Genomic DNA, 15792 nt, shown 5'->3' with positions numbered 1-15792 from the left:
ATGATTAGATACAAAGCGTTCGAGTCTATGATGAATAGGTTTGAACGCATTTCGCTTGAGACCAGACATGTCTTACAGCACAAACAGTTTTATCTTTTGGCAAACTTTAAACGCCAGACAGCAAGACATAAAAAAATCAGTCCAATACTTGTGAGGTAAAGCAATTTAGGGATGACAATTGCTGTAGGTACACCCATCTGATTGAGTTGAAGGAACATTTGAATGCCTTGGGTCGAAGGTAATGCTTGAGCGAGTATTTGCATCCATTCAGGCATAGCTGCATGCGGCCATGCCGTTCCCGAAAGTAGAAATAGCGGAATAGAACTAAAAACGATGACATGTCCTGCACGTTCTGGCAGGTCAAGAAAGGTGGCGAGATAGAGCGTCATCGCAATAATACAACTGAGGAAGATGGGCACAGCAATGAACATGCCCCAAAAATTTCCACCCCGTGGATAGTCATTCAGCCAAAAGGTAAAACCAAATAAATAGAAGCACCCCAAAGTTCCAATGGTCAAAATACACAAGAAAATGCCAGCTAATTGTGTATAGCTTGGACGCCATGTGGTGTTTTGTCGATAGGTCGCAATAAGCATGCACAGACCCAATAAAATCGTCTGATGAATAATTAAGGGAGCAACCGCTGGGAAAATATAGCTGCCATAGCCTGAAAGTGGATTAAATAATGGAATCTTATGAATCGACAAAGCGGGGCTAAAATCAGATATGTTCTGGAATTTTTCTGCATATTCGACGAGGGCATTTTCCATAGAACTGGCTAAACCTAAGCCAATTTTTTGAGTCTTTAGAAAGTTTGCAGCACTGAGATATAAACCAATTCCACCGGTTTCACCACGGCGAATGCTATTTGAAAGATTACTCGGCAACAGTAAAATCCCGTCAGCTTGCTGACTTCGGAGCATATTTTCAGCTTCCGCAAAATTACCAGTCACAGCTCGAATTTCTACATTGGGACTATTGGCTACAGCACCAATAATCGTATTGGTGAGTATGCTTTGTTCCTCATCCACCACAATAATGGGGAGCGATTCTGCGTGTTCCGCTTGATAAGCAATGGGATAAAAAAAACTATAAAGAAAAACAGAAAGCACCAAAGTGGTAAAAATCGAACTGTGCTTCACAATATCTTTAAAGCTTTGAATATAGTATCTGAGCAAAGTTGTTATAAATAACAAGATTTTATTCATATGATTTGCTCCTTCAGTACTTTCCGTAAAAAGAAGCTGGCAAGAACCAAATAGAACAGACAGTAAATGATCAGAGTGACAAGCGGTGTGATTGAAATAGAGATTGGGCTACCAATGACCCATTGTTCTGTTTGTAATTTGGCATAAGGCGTATAGGGAATAATATTGGCCCAGAATTTTGTAAACATCGGCGCGTTATTCAGCGGCAATGTCACTCCTGCAAAACTCAGTGATGAGCCACCATATACCGCAATAAAACCAAAGGACTTGGTGAGATCACGTGTCGCCAAAACTACGGTAGAGCTGATAAAGGCATAGGCTGTATAAAAAAACAATTGCCCGAGCAAAATGAGCAATAATGAACCCTGAACAAACCAACCTCGAAACGCGATTAGCCACAACATCCACGCCCATGTCCAAGCGGTAAAAATGAAAACATAACTGAGATTTTTAGCGATTAAAGCTTGAAAGATAGAACTTGGATTCACCCATTGATTTACAGTGCCATATTTGATTTCTTGACCAACCGAAAATGCGACACAGCAACACAGTAATAAATGCAGAATCGCAGGAATCATGTACGGCTCTAAATAGAACTCATAATTTAAACCTGGATTATATAAAGGTGAAATTTTGACATTGGGTGTCGGTGCATCGAGGTAGGGAATTGTATTTTCTAAATACTGATGACCACTAAAATCGGCCATGGCTTGCAATGTACTTAGCAGCATGGCTGATGAAATACTATTGCCGACACTAAAATAGCTTTGGTTATAGGCAATGCTGACTTCTGCATCTTTTGCTTGAACCAGTCGTTGCTCTGCACCAGCAGGAATATGAATATAGCCCCAAATTTGAGTCTGATTTAAAAGCTTTTCAGCATCATCCATACTGGGTGTAATGGTGGCTACTTTTAAGGTATGGTTCAGCTGCGCAAAATGAGTAATGTTACGGCTTAAACTGCTTTGATCTTGGTCTATGATCGCGATGGGTAAATGATCTGGTTTGCCTTGAGCAAACATATTGGTAAAGAGCAAAATCACAAGGGCAGGGGCAAGTGTGACCATACACAAGTCCCATTTATGCTGCATCAAATAGCGAAACTCACGCAGAATGCCCCTAAACATTATTTACGCTCTTCAATTTTAAACAAAACGCTCATACCCACTTTTAAGTCAGCAATCGGCTGAGCGGGTTTCAGTTGGACTTTAAAACTACGAATGTCATAGCCGCCCGTTTGCCGCGTGGTTTTAATCGTTGCAAATTCACCTTCGGCTTCGATGTGATCAATTTTAAACTCGGCAGATTTGTTTAGCGCCGGTATAAATCCTTGCATGGTCTTGAGTTGATACACTTGAGCATACTGGTCTTCACGGACATTTAAGCTAATCCATAAGCTATCATCTTGAATCAGGCTTACAACGGGCACACCCATCGCAACTAATTCTGAAACTTTGCCATAGGTTTTTGAAATGGTGCCATTGGACGGTGCAAACAATTTGGTTTCAGCCTCAAGTGCATTTGCTTCGGCCAACGCGGCTTGCGCAATCTTGACTTGGGCATCTGCCGAGCTTTGTTGTTGCGGTGTACTGCCACGTTTTGCACGCGCATATTGTTGATAAGACGCTTCTGTCATTTGCGCAGCAGACACTGCGGCAGCTTGCATTTCATCACGGCGTTGTCGTGAAATCACACCTTCTTTATAGAGGTTTTGACCACGTTGGTAGGTGGTTTGCGCCAATTGTTGCTGTGCTTTTAGACTTTGCCAATTGGCATATAAACTATCAATATTTTCTTGTTGAGAGCCACGTTCAGCTGTGGATTGCAGTGCTTGCGCAGATTGGAGAGCAGCTAAAGCCTGTTGTTTCTTTGCATCGACTTCGGGGCTGGTTAAACGAACCAGTGCTTGACCTGCTTGTACTTTTTCACCGTCATGCACATATATTTCTTCGATACGACTGGGTACTTTGGTACTAATGTGGATGGTTTCTGCCTCTACTCGACCTTGTAATTCAACCTGTTTAGGCTGATAACTTTTCCATAGACCAAATGCGATCAATGCCAGAAGCAGAACTAAGACAATGCCAATCACGAGCTTGATCAAAGCAGATTTATTGCGACTTTGCACTGAGCTTTTTTTCGTCTCTGCATCGGTATTAGTCGCCACTTTTTCTTGAGTATCGTCAGCAGTATTTGCTGTAGACGAAACGTTTGAACTCGAGACATTGGATTGGGATGTTTCAGCATTCGCAGAGGCATCTTCTTGGTGATCAGTTGGTTCCTGATTCATATTGTTTCCCCTCGGCTAAACTTAGCGAATATAGTCGGTGTGTGATTGATTGATATAGCTTTGGAACTGGTCAATGCTCCCGTGACTTTGTAGCAGTGTTGCGAGTGACATCACGTATTTATAAGCATTTAGCGCCATTTCACTTTGTAGCCCGTTCAATGCATTTTGTGCATCAATGACTTGTGTGGCTGTTCCCATATCTTCTTTAAATGAAAGCTGTTGAATTCTTAAATTTTCTTGAGCAGCTTTTAGGTTTTGCTGCAACAACAGGTGACTTTGTTGAGCGCTGGTGACTTCATTAAATGAGCTATAAATCAGGCTTTCAATTTCTTGTTTGGTACGCTCAGTCATTAACTCAGATGCATAGCGTTGAAGTTCAGCAGCTTGTACGGATTTGTTTTTATCAATACCTGAAAATAAGTTGTAGCGAGCGGCAACACCAACAATCCAGTTTTGTTTATCGTCGAGACTATATTCACCAAATGCAAAGACGTTGGGTTTTTTTGCTGCGCTTTGGGCTTTCACATTAGCACCAGCCAATTGACTGTCCAATTGCATTTTACGCACCAAACTAGACTGATCCTGATAACTTTTTAGTAAGGCGGTTATATTTTGATTGTGTTGCTGATTGATAAATAATGGCGTTGTAAGATCAGTAATTTGGCTGCTTTGCATTAAGTTGTTTAACTTAAATAAGCTAGAGCGGAGATTCGCTTCAGTATTTTGAAAAGTTCTGAGTGCATTATTCTTCGCCACTTCAAATTGCATACGCTGGCCTTTGCTAATAAAACCCTGTTGTTCCATTTTGAGCGCATTGGCATAGTGTTGTTGCATCGCATTTAAATTGAAGCGGCTGCTTTCGACTAATTTTTTTTGTAATTGAGCATTGAAGTAGGCTTGGATTAATTCAAAACGTTGCACATCTTGTTGTTGTTCACTGCTTATCGCGCTGCGTTTGGCTTGAATATTGGCAATTTCCTTGGCGCTAGACGTTAACCCACCGGTATACAGCGGCATCATTACGGAAACGGTAGGGCGGATCACTTGATCATCTAAGACCACTTGGGAAGAATCTGGAATTAATCCGACACCATCACGGATTGGCTGTTGCAGACTGTCTTTTAATGGGTCTGCCAAATCACTCGGTAAGCTTTCATCAATTTTATTATTAATGCCATTACTCAGCGTTTGTTCTAAGTTGTTTTTTAAGGCGCCGAGAGGAATATCGAGTTCATTATGAAAGGCATAGGCACGGACGTTTAAATCCACACGAGGTAAACCAAGGCCTTTAATGGCCTGAGCTTGAAGTTCGGCAGATTGTTGTAGCGCTTGGTTGGCCTGAGTGCTAAAAGAACTAGTGAGTAGACTTTGTTCTGCTTGGCTATAACTGATACTTTGCGCAAGTACCGTAGGGCTAAAAAAGCCACTGAAACAACCAAGGCCAAGCAGTAAACCTGAACGAAATGTATGTTTAATTTTTATAGAATAATCTGTTCGAGGTAGAGGCATAAAAACACACTCACAGCTAGGATGGGTTCATTATAGTCATTGTGATGAAGTTGGGTAAATTCACTAAGTTGTTGTATTGTTTCATATACATGTGTAAATAAATTTTATCTTCGCAGCGCACCTCATTTTCGCACATCAAGACCTTAAATTAGCATCAATTCAAGGGATAAAAAATATCAGTAAATCTAATAATTTGAATTAATAAGAATTAATTTTGATCTTTATTGAAAATTTGACTTCAAATGTCAGACAGCATTGGAATATTTTCAGCTTTAACTACTGCAAGCACGCGTCAGATATGGTTAAATGCCATCATTTTATTGTGTTTCACTTTGAAAGGAAAACTCATGCGCGCGTACAACTTCTGTGCTGGTCCTGCTGCATTACCCACTGCCGTTTTAGAAAAAGCTCAAGCTGAAATGCTTGACTGGCAAGGCAAAGGCCTTTCGATCATGGAAATGAGCCACCGTAGTAAAGACTATGTCGCTGTGGCAGAGAAAGCAGAAGCTGATCTTCGTAAGCTGATGAATATTCCAGACAACTATAAAGTGTTATTCCTTCAAGGTGGCGCATCACTTCAATTCTCTGCGATCCCATTAAACCTATTGGGTAAAAACAGCAAAGCAGACTATATCCACACTGGTATTTGGTCTGAAAAAGCGTTGAAAGAAGCACAGCGTTATGGCGACATTAATGTTGTTGAAGCGGGTACCACCATTGACGGTAAACTTGCGATTACTGATCAAAGCACCTGGAACTTATCTGATGATGCGGCTTATGTGCATTATGCAGATAATGAAACTATTGGTGGTCTTCAGTTTGCCAACATTCCTGAAACGGACAAACCATTGGTTGCCGATTTTTCATCGAGCATTTTATCTGCACCATTAGACGTATCTAAGTTCGGTTTAATCTATGCAGGTGCTCAGAAAAATATTGGTCCTGCTGGTTTAACTTTGGTGATTATTCGTGATGATTTATTGGATCAAGCGAAAGCAGATATTCCAAGTATCTTGAAATATTCAGCTCAAGCGAAAAATGGTTCAATGGTGAATACACCTTCAACTTATGCATGGTACTTATCTGGCCTCGTTTTTGAATGGTTACTTGAGCAGGGCGGTGTAGACGCAATTTATAAAGCGAATATGGCAAAAGCTGAATTACTTTATGGTTATATTGATTCAAGCGATTTCTATGCAAATCCAATTGCAAAAGAATTCCGTTCAATCATGAACGTACCATTTACTTTGGCGAATCCAGAATTGGAAAAACAATTCTTGAAAGAAGCTGAAGAAAACCACTTGCTGAATTTAGCTGGTCACCGTTCAGTGGGTGGTATGCGTGCAAGTATTTATAATGCTGTTCCGCTAGAAGGCGTTCAAGCACTGGTTAACTTTATGGATGACTTTGCAAAACGCAACGCATAATCCTAAAGGCATAAAAAAACCGGCAAATGCCGGTTTTTTTTATTGAATAGATTAAAAAATAAAAGTATGTAACACGTATGCACAAATCAGCATACCTAACATAAAAAATAAGCAGGACATTGGCTCGATTTGATATCGAGATTCCATGTGATGGTCAACTTGCGATAAGTTTTCTTCTTGCACGACTTTCATAGATATTCTTTCCGATCTATTTATCGTTAATTACTATTTCTTAAACGCATTTTTAACATAATTATTTGATTAAATAAAGTACTATCTGCCATAAACTTACTAAACTATTTAGTTTATTTAAAAATAAGCAACTGAATTGCTAAATTTAGTTTCATAAATTTCCTATCTTATTTATTTATATCAGATTTTTATATTTTATCCTTTGCAGATGGATTTATTTAGCAGCATTATTTTGAATTTAATATTGTGGATAAGTTATTTTAATTTGAATTTAAAAATAGAATATATTGACTGGCTTGTGGATAAGAAATATTCAATCATTTAAATATTCAGCGAATACACATGATTAGCGAGAAATAAAAAAAACCGCACTGAGGCGGTTTTTTTTATTTGAAATAGGTTTTTTGAATTCAAATTAGGCAGATTTCGCGTAAATATTGGCTTGTATCCACAGGTTGCCACGAATATATTGCCCAACATTGAAATCTTTATGCGCCGGATTTCGTGTTGCAACACGAACAATCACCGCTTCTTGGTTTTCTTCGTGGATTAAGGTCACATCATACAGCGTGTAGTCTTGCTCTTTAAATTGCATGGCGGTTTTGCCAACAATATGCCCTTGGAACCATGCTTCGTCTTCTTGGCCAAGATTTTCACCATATAGGTATGCAACCATTTTAGAAAAATCGACGGTCACTGGCGCTTTGTCATCTTCAGACTTTGGTTGCCATGCTTTAATTTGTTCGTGTAAATCTGCAGGGGCAACACCATTATTTGCTGCCAAGATATCGTTTAAAGCACGATGATGTTTAATCGATGCAGGATCATCAACGACAAGCTGTTCATGTTCTGCGACAGCTTCGAGTTCATAGGCCCAAGCATTGAGTTGCACACTGTAGCTTGCATCTTTTTCATATTGGTCGTGATTGACGCTATATAAACTATCAAAAGCATACACACTGGTATTTGCGCCTAAGTCGAGGCAAAGCACAGCTTGTGTATTGGATTTACAGGTAATAATACGTTCAATGGTGGCTTTGGTTTTATATGGGCTATCAAAACTTGGAAATGCAGTTTTAACGGCTTTAGGTTTATTATTTTCTACCGCAATCACTTGGCACAGTTGAATGGATGCTTGAGATGGACCTTGAATCAGCCAGGTACTTTGATCCATATCAGATTCTTGTGCGCATAAGCCCATCGGCATAATGGGTGCATCCAATGCCTGACCCAGCCAAACTGGTACATCCGTTGTCGGGTTGCCGGTGAGCAAATTCCAATGTTCAACATGACTACCAAAAGTTTGATCTTCAATAGTGATAATTTCAGGGCTATTTTGTTTTTTCATATGCACAATTGATATTGGGTTGGTTTCATAATTAATAAATCGAGGGTTATTTGAAATTTTCAAGTCACCGACGTCATATTTATCATGAAATCATGCATAAAAAATGTTTTCAGTAGGATTTAAATGTAAAAGCATTGGAAAATAAGCCCAAGTTGGAGTCAATTTGCAGCTTTTCGATTCTCATGATTAGAGAAATGTAGATCCATTCAGCGGATGCAGATCCCCAAATTGTCATGTAGATTTGTTACTATGAGTCATGTTTAAAAGTGAATGGAAAATCAGTGCTGCCATTTAAATTATGGGTGGATGCAGATGCGTTACCACGCATTTTACGTGATGTGATTATTCGGGCTTCTGATCGTTACCAGTTAGAAGTCACTTTTGTCGCCAATCAAAATGTTGGGATAACGCCTTCGGTGCGGATTAACTCAATTCAAGTCATGAGCGGGGCAGATGCAGCGGATAAAGAAATTATTCAGCGCATGAAAGAGCACGACATCGTGATGACACAGGATATTCCACTTGCTGCTGAAGTGATTGAGCGGGGCGGTATAGCGATACATCCACGCGGTGAGATTTATACCACAGCAAATGTCAAAGCTCGTCTACATTTACGCGACTTTATGGATACTTTACGGGGCGCAGGTGTGCAAACCGGTGGTCCAGCCCCGATTTCTGAACGTGATAAGCGCGAATTTTCCAGCAGCTTAGATCAAACCATTCAAAAGCAAAAACGTAAAACGGCGCAGAAGTAAAAACCATGCCATCTAAAACAAATCTAGCGACGACCTATGCGTTGTTGGTGTTCATTTGGTCGACCACGCCACTTGCCATCGTTTGGAGTGTCAGTGATATCAATGCGTTTTGGGCACTGACATTACGCTTTTTTATCGCATTACCCTTGGCTGTCGCATTATTGTTTATTTTTAAACATAAACTGCCGATGGATAAAACCTCGCTGCACAGTTATTTGGCGGGGGCGTTTAGTTTTATTGGTTCTCAGATTTTTACCTATATGGCAACTGCCTATCTCAGCTCAGGCATTATTGCCCTGATGTTTGGTTTAGCGCCAATTATGACGGGTCTGATCGGTCGTTTCTTCTTTCATACCTATCTGCATCGCTTGCAATGGATTGGGATGTTGATTGCCGTCTGTGGTTTAGCCATTATTTGCTTAGGCGGCAGTGATCAGCACGTACAGCCTGTTGGCATCGTCTTAATGTTAATGAGCGTATTCGTCTACTGTATGTCGATTTTTTGGGTGAAAAAAGTCAATGCGCCATTGCAGCCCATGTCTCAAGCCACGGGTTCGATTCTTATCTCAGCACTATTTTCTGCTGCAATGCTACCGTTTATTTGGCAGTATACACCTACACAGATGCCTTCGACCAAAGCACTCATTGGCTTATTTTATGCAGTGATTATGGCTTCATTGATTGCAATGTTTTGTTATTTCAAACTGGTACAAAACATCAAGGCGACAACTTTGTCTTTAACAACGGTACTCACACCCATGCTTGCTATGCTCTTTGGTGCTTTACTGAATGATGAAAAATTATCATTGATGGTTTTACTTGGTGCCGTGATTCTATTATCAGGCTTGTTTGTTTATTTTTATAAAGATTTTCGGGCGAACAGAGAGCTCGCCCACAAATTAAAACATTGATTAAAAATCACTCTTTGTTTTGGGTCAGTGCGATACACTCTGCAAGTTTGACGCGGTCTTGAGGGAGCAGTGTGATAAAATAGGCACCCGTACGGTATAAGTTGCTTTCTTCTTCACGGCTATAAACCACTTGCGCAGTTGCCGCAATATGGAAGAAATTTTCAGGGTGGCTTAAGGTCACATGGATATAAGTACCTTCTTTAATCGCGCGTTCGCTAAAAAAGCTCAAACCAGTCTCTGAAAAATTCACATGCTCAGGCACTGGTAACATGCTTTGTACAATTGCGTCGTATAAAGAACCCGTAATAAGGTTTAACTTTTGGTTAAATAAGGATAAGATTCGAGCAATTTGTTGATCTTTCTCAGCTAATTGTTCTAATTCGTAGTTGAGTGCATGATCAAATTGATCTAATTCAGCAAGTAGTAGAAAATAGCGCGGCAATACAAAATTAGGATCGTAAGGATCATTCAGTGCAACATCATCAGAGATAATCTGATAGTTGATGCGCAAAGCAGCATCGATACGCGACATTACACGGCGTTCAGTTTGAACGCTTTGATGCTGTAAGTTTTCCATAATATATATTACCTCGGACTAGATGGTTATGTTTAAACCAATCTCGCTGTATATAGGGTTGAGATACACTCGCGCTCGGCGCAGTAACCACTTTATTTCTTTTATTGCTCTGGTATCCATGATCGGCCTCACGCTTGGTGTGGCAGTCCTTATTACAGTTTTATCTGTGATGAATGGTTTCGATCGTGAGCTGAAAACTCGTGTCTTAGGAATGATACCTCAAGCCACTGTTTCTTCAACACAAATTTTAACAAATTGGCCTGAACTTGCAAAAAAAATTGAGCAGCATGAGCATGTTCAAGGTGTCGCACCATTCACCCAATTACAGGGAATGTTGACGGCACAAGGTCAAGTGTCTGGCATTATGGTCAGTGGGATTGAACCGCAGTATGAAAAAAAGGTATCAATTATCCAAGACCATATGGTGGAAGGCAGTATCGATAACCTGAAAAAAGGTGAGTTTGGTATTGTCCTTGGCAAGCAAATGACAGATGCCTTAGGTTTAGGCTTGAATGACAGTGTGACCTTAGTGCTTCCTGAAGCAACACCTTCTCCGGCTGGCGTTGTTCCGCGTTTTAAACGATTTAAAATTGTGGGTATTTTCAGTATTGGTGCGGAAGTTGATTCGATGATGGGCTATGTGGCCCTGGACGATGCGTCGACTTTATTAAGACTGCCAGATGGTGCACAAGGCATCCGTATGAAGTTGGATGATATTTTTGCAGCGCCACAAGTATCTCAAGAAATTGTGCGTGATTTACCTGCAAACTTTTATGCTTCAGATTGGACTTATACGCACGGTAATCTGTTCAGTGCGATTCAAATGGAAAAGGCAATGGTAAGTTTATTGCTGTTCCTGATTGTATTGGTTGCAGCATTTAATATCGTGTCTTCATTGGTGATGGTGGTCACTGATAAAAAATCCGATATTGCCATTTTGCGTACACTAGGCGCTTCACCGGCTACAATCACACGGATCTTCATGGTGCAAGGTACAGTGATTGGGGTGATTGGTACGGTGTCAGGGGCGATTTTAGGGATTATCGCTGCATCGAGTATTAGTAATTTAGTCGGTTGGTTGAATACAACATTGGGCTTAAATATGTTTGATGCTTACTTCATCAACTATTTACCGTCTTATTTAAGATGGCAAGATGTTGTGGTGATTGTATCTTTATCATTGGGTCTTAGCTTTATCGCGACTATTTATCCGGCATTACGTGCAGCTAAAGTTCAACCTGCAGAGGCTCTACGCTATGAGTAATTTAGTTTTAGATGCCCAAAACATTACCAAATCTTTTACCGATGGGAAGTCTACAGTCGATGTGATTCGTGGACTTTCATTACAAGTCAAAGCAGGTGAGTTTGTTTCGATTGTGGGGTCAAGTGGTTCTGGTAAAAGTACGTTGTTGCATGTATTGGGTGGCTTAGATCGTCCAACATCGGGTCAAGTGATGATTAATGGTCAACGCTTTGACACTTTAGGTGAAGCAGAGCGTGGTTATATCCGTAATGAGCATTTAGGTTTTGTGTATCAATTCCATCACTTGTTGCCTGAATTTACCGCCTTTGAAAATGTGGCAATGCCATTGATGTTACGTAAGTCGAGTAACTTCAAAGAAGTGAAGCAGCAAGCTGAATATCTTTTGGAACGCGTTGGACTTTCCCACCGCATGACGCACAAACCGGGTGAGCTTTCAGGCGGTGAACGTCAACGTGTGGCTTTGGCCCGTGCATTGGTAGCAAGACCTAAGTTGATGATGGCTGATGAGCCAACAGGGAACTTAGACCGAAAAACCGCAGTGAAGATTTTTGAGTTGCTATCTGAGTTGCGTAAAGAATTTAACATGGCCATGTTAATCGTGACCCATGATGAATATTTAGCTCAATCTGCTGATGCGATTTTGCATATGCAAGATGGTTTATGGGTTGATGACTAAGCGCTAAATTGATTTCGCAAAAATTAGTGGATTAAGATTGTTTGATTGAAGCTCACCGCGGTGGGCTTTATTATTGCCAGCACATAATAAAAATAATGATGACTCATGTTGCAAAGCTTTTGTATTGGCTGGATTTTAGGCATTTCTTTTATGGGGTTCATGTTTTGGAATCCACAACTCTCGACAGCTCAGTTGCTTTTTATTGTCCTGATTTGGCTAGGTTTACAGCTTGGTATTTCATCAAAACTAAAAAGTATTTTTTCGAAAATCTTACAGCTCAGTACAAATCTATGCATGGGTGCAATTCTCGGCTTTAGTTTCGCCAATACTCAACTCGATCAGCGTTTGGCATTGGTTGAACATCAGAGCAGACAAGGCGAGTTTATAGCGTATATTCCACAGATCAGCCAACTCAAAGACCAAGCAATTCAGCAAAAAATTGAAGTGCTCAATGTGAATCAGCAGATTCAATATTTTATGGCGTATTTACCCAATTCAATTTTGCAAAATAATGAACAGACGATTCAGTTGGTCCCTGGACAATACTATCGTATGTATGGTGAGTTACGACCTACCCAGAGTTATGTGACCGAAGGTGTCTTTGACCAAGAACGGTGGAGCATACAGCAAAATATACATGCCAGTTTAAAGGTGAAGTCGGTCGAATTGATACCACCTCAACATATGACTGCGATGGGCTATGGTCAACAGTATCAACGGCATCAAGGTGTGTTACATCAGTTCAAAATAAAAGTCGAACAACAACGTTTATATTTAAGAGCGTTTATATATCAACAACCGCTGCGGAATCATGGCTTGTTGTTAGCACTGCTTACAGGCGATAAAAGTTTACTCACTGAAGGCACTAGTGAATTATTTCAACGTTTTGGCATGAGTCATTTATTGGCAATCTCTGGTCCGCATGTGTTGGTATTTGCCAGTATGCTCTGTTGGGCGATACAGTTAGCTATTCGAAAATATTGTCCCAAAATCTATCTCAAATGGCCCAAACAGTATGTTTTGGTCGTGCCCTTTATCTTCTGTGTCCTTGTATATTGTGCATTTACCGGTTTTGAAATACCGGCGCTGAGAACGCTGACGATCTGCCTTGTCGCCAGTAGCATGCTGTTGTTACGGCAAACCATTCAGCCTTTTCAACTGCTGGTTTTTAGTGCCGCTATTTTATTGCTAGTGGACCCCTTTAGTATTTTATCCGCAGCATTTTGGTTGTCTTATGGCGCATGCTTTATTTTACTGCGGATTTATCAAACCTTAAGGAAGCATTTACTGGCTCAAACGGACGCCAGTTTTTGGCAAAAGTTAAAGCACTCAATGTGGTTGATGGTGGAATCACAATGGAAAATCTTTGTTGCCTTATTTCCATTGATGGTGATTTTTTTCAAGCAAGTGACTTGGATTAGTCCCTTAAGTAATTTATTCGCTATCCCGTGGTTAGGGGCAGTGGTGGTTCCTTTAGATATCATCGGAGGGGCACTTTCATATATTTCTACACCTTTGGCGCATTTGGTCTTTTTATTCAATGATCTGTGTTTAGAAGTGTTACATGTATTTCTCTATGGCTTAGATCGACTCTTTGCACCACAAATGCAGGATGTCGCATTGACGTCAACTCAGATCGTACTGTTGATACTCGCTATAGTAATCTTATTTTTACCTGAAGGTATCTTGCCAAAATATTGGGCGGTCATTGCCTTTTTTGCTCTGTTTATCCCATGGAAAAATTCAGCAAATTTTCAACTTTCAATTTTAGATGTAGGGCAAGGGCAGGCGATCTATATCCGTTCTGTAGATCATCATATGATGGTGGACTTCGGTGGAAACTATGATGAAAGTCAATTTAGTGTCGGGCAGAATATCATCCGGCCATTTTTGAGTGTGAATGGAGTTCATCGACTAGATCGGGTGTTATTGACTCATTTAGATCAAGACCATAGCGGTGGCTTTTTCTCATTGGAGCAACAGCTTGATATTGGACAGCTTTCAAGTAATGAGCGGGTACAAACCACAAACCAAGCTCCACAGCGCTTATGTCAGCGTGGTCAGCAGTGGAATTGGGATCAGCAAGTTTATTTTGAAATACTCTCGCCAAAGCCTGAAGATCTGACAGATGCCAAATGGAATGCCAATGAACGTTCTTGTGTTCTATATGTCACGGTCAAAGACGTCAATGGCCCACGACATTTTCTATTGATGGGGGATGCGGGTTGGGAGACTGAATATCAAATATTAAGTGATTATCCAGACCTAAAAGTCGATGTCTTGGTGCTCGGACACCATGGTAGTCGGCACAGTTCATCCTATGCGTTTTTAAACCATTTTAAGCCCAAGTTGGCGATTGCTTCTGCAGGGCGCTTTAATCGTTATGGACATCCTGCAAAGATGACCAAAACACGGCTCAAACAATTAGATATTCCACTCTTACAGACCGCACAGAGTGGAAGTATTCATTTCAACCAAAATAAACAGCAAATTGAACTAATTGAAGAGCGGACAAAGTATAAATGGCTCGATCTATATCGCAGGCTATCTAAAGAATCCGAATAGAAAAACTACTTCAAGTATATTGCTTGAAAATGTCATTCTGCCACATTTTTTATTGTTTGCTGTCTTTGATATTCCTCACGAATATCACGAATGCGTTGAGCGGCTTCTTCATCACTAATATTGTATAGATTTCTCAATTTTGGGTTGGCTTTAAAGCGTTTATAGCTCCAGTGATAATGCTCTGGATAACGATGAATTAAATCTTCCACTGCTTTAAAGATAACTATAGAGCCATCATCTGCATTGCCTTGATAGATATTCTCATCCATAGGTTCGATATGCATATCAAAACCATGATTATCGTTACGAATGGCATACAGTAAGAGCGCACGAGCTTTGGTTTTTTGAATTAATTTTGCACTTAAGTTGCTGGTTTTTAGTGGAATACCAAAGTATGGAATCATTTCGCCGCCGGCATTGGGGGTATGGTCTGGCAAAATCACAGTCGTCCCACCTTGTTTTAAGGCTTTGAAAATCTGACGTACACCTGATTCATCCGTAGGAACCAATATTGCTTGCTCACGGCTTCGAGCAGCACGGACAAAATTGTTGGCAGATTCGCTTTTTACCGGCTTGTACATGATGGTCATTTGAGTGTACTGCGCAACCCATGCATTCATTATTTCCCAAGTACCAAAATGTGGTACTACGAGTACAACGCCTTTTTTTAGGGCGAGCGCTTCATGTAAATATTCAGCGCCATGTACGTGATGAATCCGTTGAATATTTTTTTCTGTACTTGCACCCCAAATATTAAAAAATTCAAAATAAGAACAAAGTTCGTTTCGAATCGCTTGTTTAGTGAGTTGAATGCGAGCTGACTCTGATAATTCAGGCAATGCAATTTTGAGATTGCGTTGAATCGTAGAGTAGGTTTTAGAGATTTTTAAAACATTGACTAACCCAGCCAAACCTTTTGCAATTAATCTTGAAATTTGAATAGGTTGACGGCTGATAAATTTTAACAGGTGATATGTGGTGTCCTGTGAATTTTGGTCGGTCATCTTATTTAAGTCTGAAAGAAATGAAAGAAAATTTAAAATAATTATAGGGGAAAATGAATTGATTAG

The 15792-nt window shown here is 40.3% G+C and carries 13 protein-coding genes; 6 read left to right on the top strand and 7 right to left on the bottom strand.

The genetic code is table 11. From position 1 onward, the window contains the following. Positions 1-89 precede the first annotated feature (89 nt). Genes FTU64_RS03805 through FTU64_RS03790 form a run of 4 tightly spaced genes read right to left on the bottom strand, consistent with a single transcriptional unit; the run spans position 90 to position 5007 of the window. The gene (locus FTU64_RS03805; RefSeq protein WP_180056068.1) at positions 90-1187 is read right to left on the bottom strand and encodes an ABC transporter permease; all 1098 of its coding nucleotides are present in this window, start codon (positions 1185-1187) and stop codon (positions 90-92) included. Positions 1188-1204: 17 nt separating this feature from the next. Then, a complete protein-coding gene (locus FTU64_RS03800; protein ID WP_180056059.1) occupies positions 1205-2335 on the bottom strand; it encodes an ABC transporter permease in 1131 nt (376 codons plus the stop codon). Continuing rightward, positions 2335-3498 (bottom strand): HlyD family secretion protein, encoded by a 1164-nt coding sequence (locus FTU64_RS03795; protein WP_180056060.1) that lies wholly within the window; start codon positions 3496-3498, stop codon positions 2335-2337. Before FTU64_RS03795 ends, FTU64_RS03800 begins: the two co-directional genes overlap by 1 nt. Positions 3499-3519: 21 nt before the next feature. Next, positions 3520-5007 (bottom strand): TolC family protein, encoded by a 1488-nt coding sequence (locus tag FTU64_RS03790; protein ID WP_180003318.1) that lies wholly within the window; start codon positions 5005-5007, stop codon positions 3520-3522. A gap of 347 nt (positions 5008-5354) precedes the next feature. Here FTU64_RS03790 and serC point away from each other — a divergent pair, with 347 nt between their 5' ends. Further along, complete coding sequence (serC, locus tag FTU64_RS03785) at positions 5355-6434, top strand: 3-phosphoserine/phosphohydroxythreonine transaminase (protein ID WP_078192058.1); 1080 nt, start codon at positions 5355-5357, stop codon at positions 6432-6434. 607 nt (positions 6435-7041) lie between these two features. Here the strand turns inward: serC and FTU64_RS03780 are convergent. Beyond that, positions 7042-7974: a hypothetical protein gene (locus FTU64_RS03780; protein ID WP_180009976.1), complete on the bottom strand. Its 933-nt coding sequence runs from the start codon at positions 7972-7974 to the stop codon at positions 7042-7044. A gap of 266 nt (positions 7975-8240) precedes the next feature. Between FTU64_RS03780 and FTU64_RS03775 the strand changes: the two genes are divergently transcribed. Further along, the gene (locus FTU64_RS03775; RefSeq protein WP_372491130.1) at positions 8241-8729 is read left to right on the top strand and encodes a YaiI/YqxD family protein; all 489 of its coding nucleotides are present in this window, start codon (positions 8241-8243) and stop codon (positions 8727-8729) included. 5 nt (positions 8730-8734) lie between these two features. After that, complete coding sequence (locus tag FTU64_RS03770; RefSeq protein WP_180026965.1) at positions 8735-9640, top strand: DMT family transporter; 906 nt, start codon at positions 8735-8737, stop codon at positions 9638-9640. Positions 9641-9647: 7 nt separating this feature from the next. On the opposite strand, the gene FTU64_RS03765 is transcribed toward FTU64_RS03770, so the two are convergent. Then, complete coding sequence (locus FTU64_RS03765) at positions 9648-10217, bottom strand: PilZ domain-containing protein (protein ID WP_078192054.1); 570 nt, start codon at positions 10215-10217, stop codon at positions 9648-9650. 28 nt (positions 10218-10245) lie between these two features. Here FTU64_RS03765 and FTU64_RS03760 point away from each other — a divergent pair, with 28 nt between their 5' ends. The 3 genes from FTU64_RS03760 to FTU64_RS03750 all read left to right on the top strand — a co-directional run bounded on the left by FTU64_RS03760 (position 10246) and on the right by FTU64_RS03750 (position 14722). Further along, positions 10246-11481, top strand: a complete 1236-nt coding sequence (locus tag FTU64_RS03760) for a lipoprotein-releasing ABC transporter permease subunit (protein WP_180059249.1) — start codon at positions 10246-10248, stop codon at positions 11479-11481. Next, positions 11474-12157 carry a lipoprotein-releasing ABC transporter ATP-binding protein LolD gene (gene lolD, locus FTU64_RS03755; protein ID WP_180034388.1) on the top strand — a complete coding sequence of 228 codons (684 nt, stop codon included), beginning with the start codon at positions 11474-11476 and terminating at the stop codon, positions 12155-12157. The genes FTU64_RS03760 and lolD overlap by 8 nt, the downstream gene beginning before the upstream one ends. Before the next feature lie 105 nt (positions 12158-12262). Continuing rightward, on the top strand, positions 12263-14722 hold the full coding sequence (locus tag FTU64_RS03750) for a DNA internalization-related competence protein ComEC/Rec2 (protein WP_180059248.1): 2460 nt from the start codon (positions 12263-12265) through the stop codon (positions 14720-14722). A gap of 32 nt (positions 14723-14754) precedes the next feature. Here the strand turns inward: FTU64_RS03750 and FTU64_RS03745 are convergent, their stop codons facing one another. Then, the gene (locus tag FTU64_RS03745; protein ID WP_180059247.1) at positions 14755-15726 is read right to left on the bottom strand and encodes a lysophospholipid acyltransferase family protein; all 972 of its coding nucleotides are present in this window, start codon (positions 15724-15726) and stop codon (positions 14755-14757) included. Positions 15727-15792: the final 66 nt, after the last annotated feature.

This window comes from Acinetobacter sp. YH12128, from assembly GCF_013418655.1.
GTDB lineage: Bacteria > Pseudomonadota > Gammaproteobacteria > Pseudomonadales > Moraxellaceae > Acinetobacter > Acinetobacter amyesii.
This window is presented reverse-complemented; position numbering and strand designations above follow the sequence as displayed.

Coding starts and splice junctions, on each gene's coding strand:
- FTU64_RS03800 (WP_180056059.1), bottom strand. CDS start 2,335: ATGTTTAGGGGCATTCTGCGTGAGTTTCGCTATTTGATGCAGCATAAA.
- FTU64_RS03795 (WP_180056060.1), bottom strand. CDS start 3,498: ATGAATCAGGAACCAACTGATCACCAAGAAGATGCCTCTGCGAATGCT.
- FTU64_RS03790 (WP_180003318.1), bottom strand. CDS start 5,007: ATGCCTCTACCTCGAACAGATTATTCTATAAAAATTAAACATACATTT.
- serC (WP_078192058.1), top strand. CDS start 5,355: ATGCGCGCGTACAACTTCTGTGCTGGTCCTGCTGCATTACCCACTGCC.
- FTU64_RS03780 (WP_180009976.1), bottom strand. CDS start 7,974: ATGAAAAAACAAAATAGCCCTGAAATTATCACTATTGAAGATCAAACT.
- FTU64_RS03770 (WP_180026965.1), top strand. CDS start 8,735: ATGCCATCTAAAACAAATCTAGCGACGACCTATGCGTTGTTGGTGTTC.
- FTU64_RS03765 (WP_078192054.1), bottom strand. CDS start 10,217: ATGGAAAACTTACAGCATCAAAGCGTTCAAACTGAACGCCGTGTAATG.
- FTU64_RS03760 (WP_180059249.1), top strand. CDS start 10,246: ATGTTTAAACCAATCTCGCTGTATATAGGGTTGAGATACACTCGCGCT.
- lolD (WP_180034388.1), top strand. CDS start 11,474: ATGAGTAATTTAGTTTTAGATGCCCAAAACATTACCAAATCTTTTACC.
- FTU64_RS03750 (WP_180059248.1), top strand. CDS start 12,263: ATGTTGCAAAGCTTTTGTATTGGCTGGATTTTAGGCATTTCTTTTATG.
- FTU64_RS03745 (WP_180059247.1), bottom strand. CDS start 15,726: ATGACCGACCAAAATTCACAGGACACCACATATCACCTGTTAAAATTT.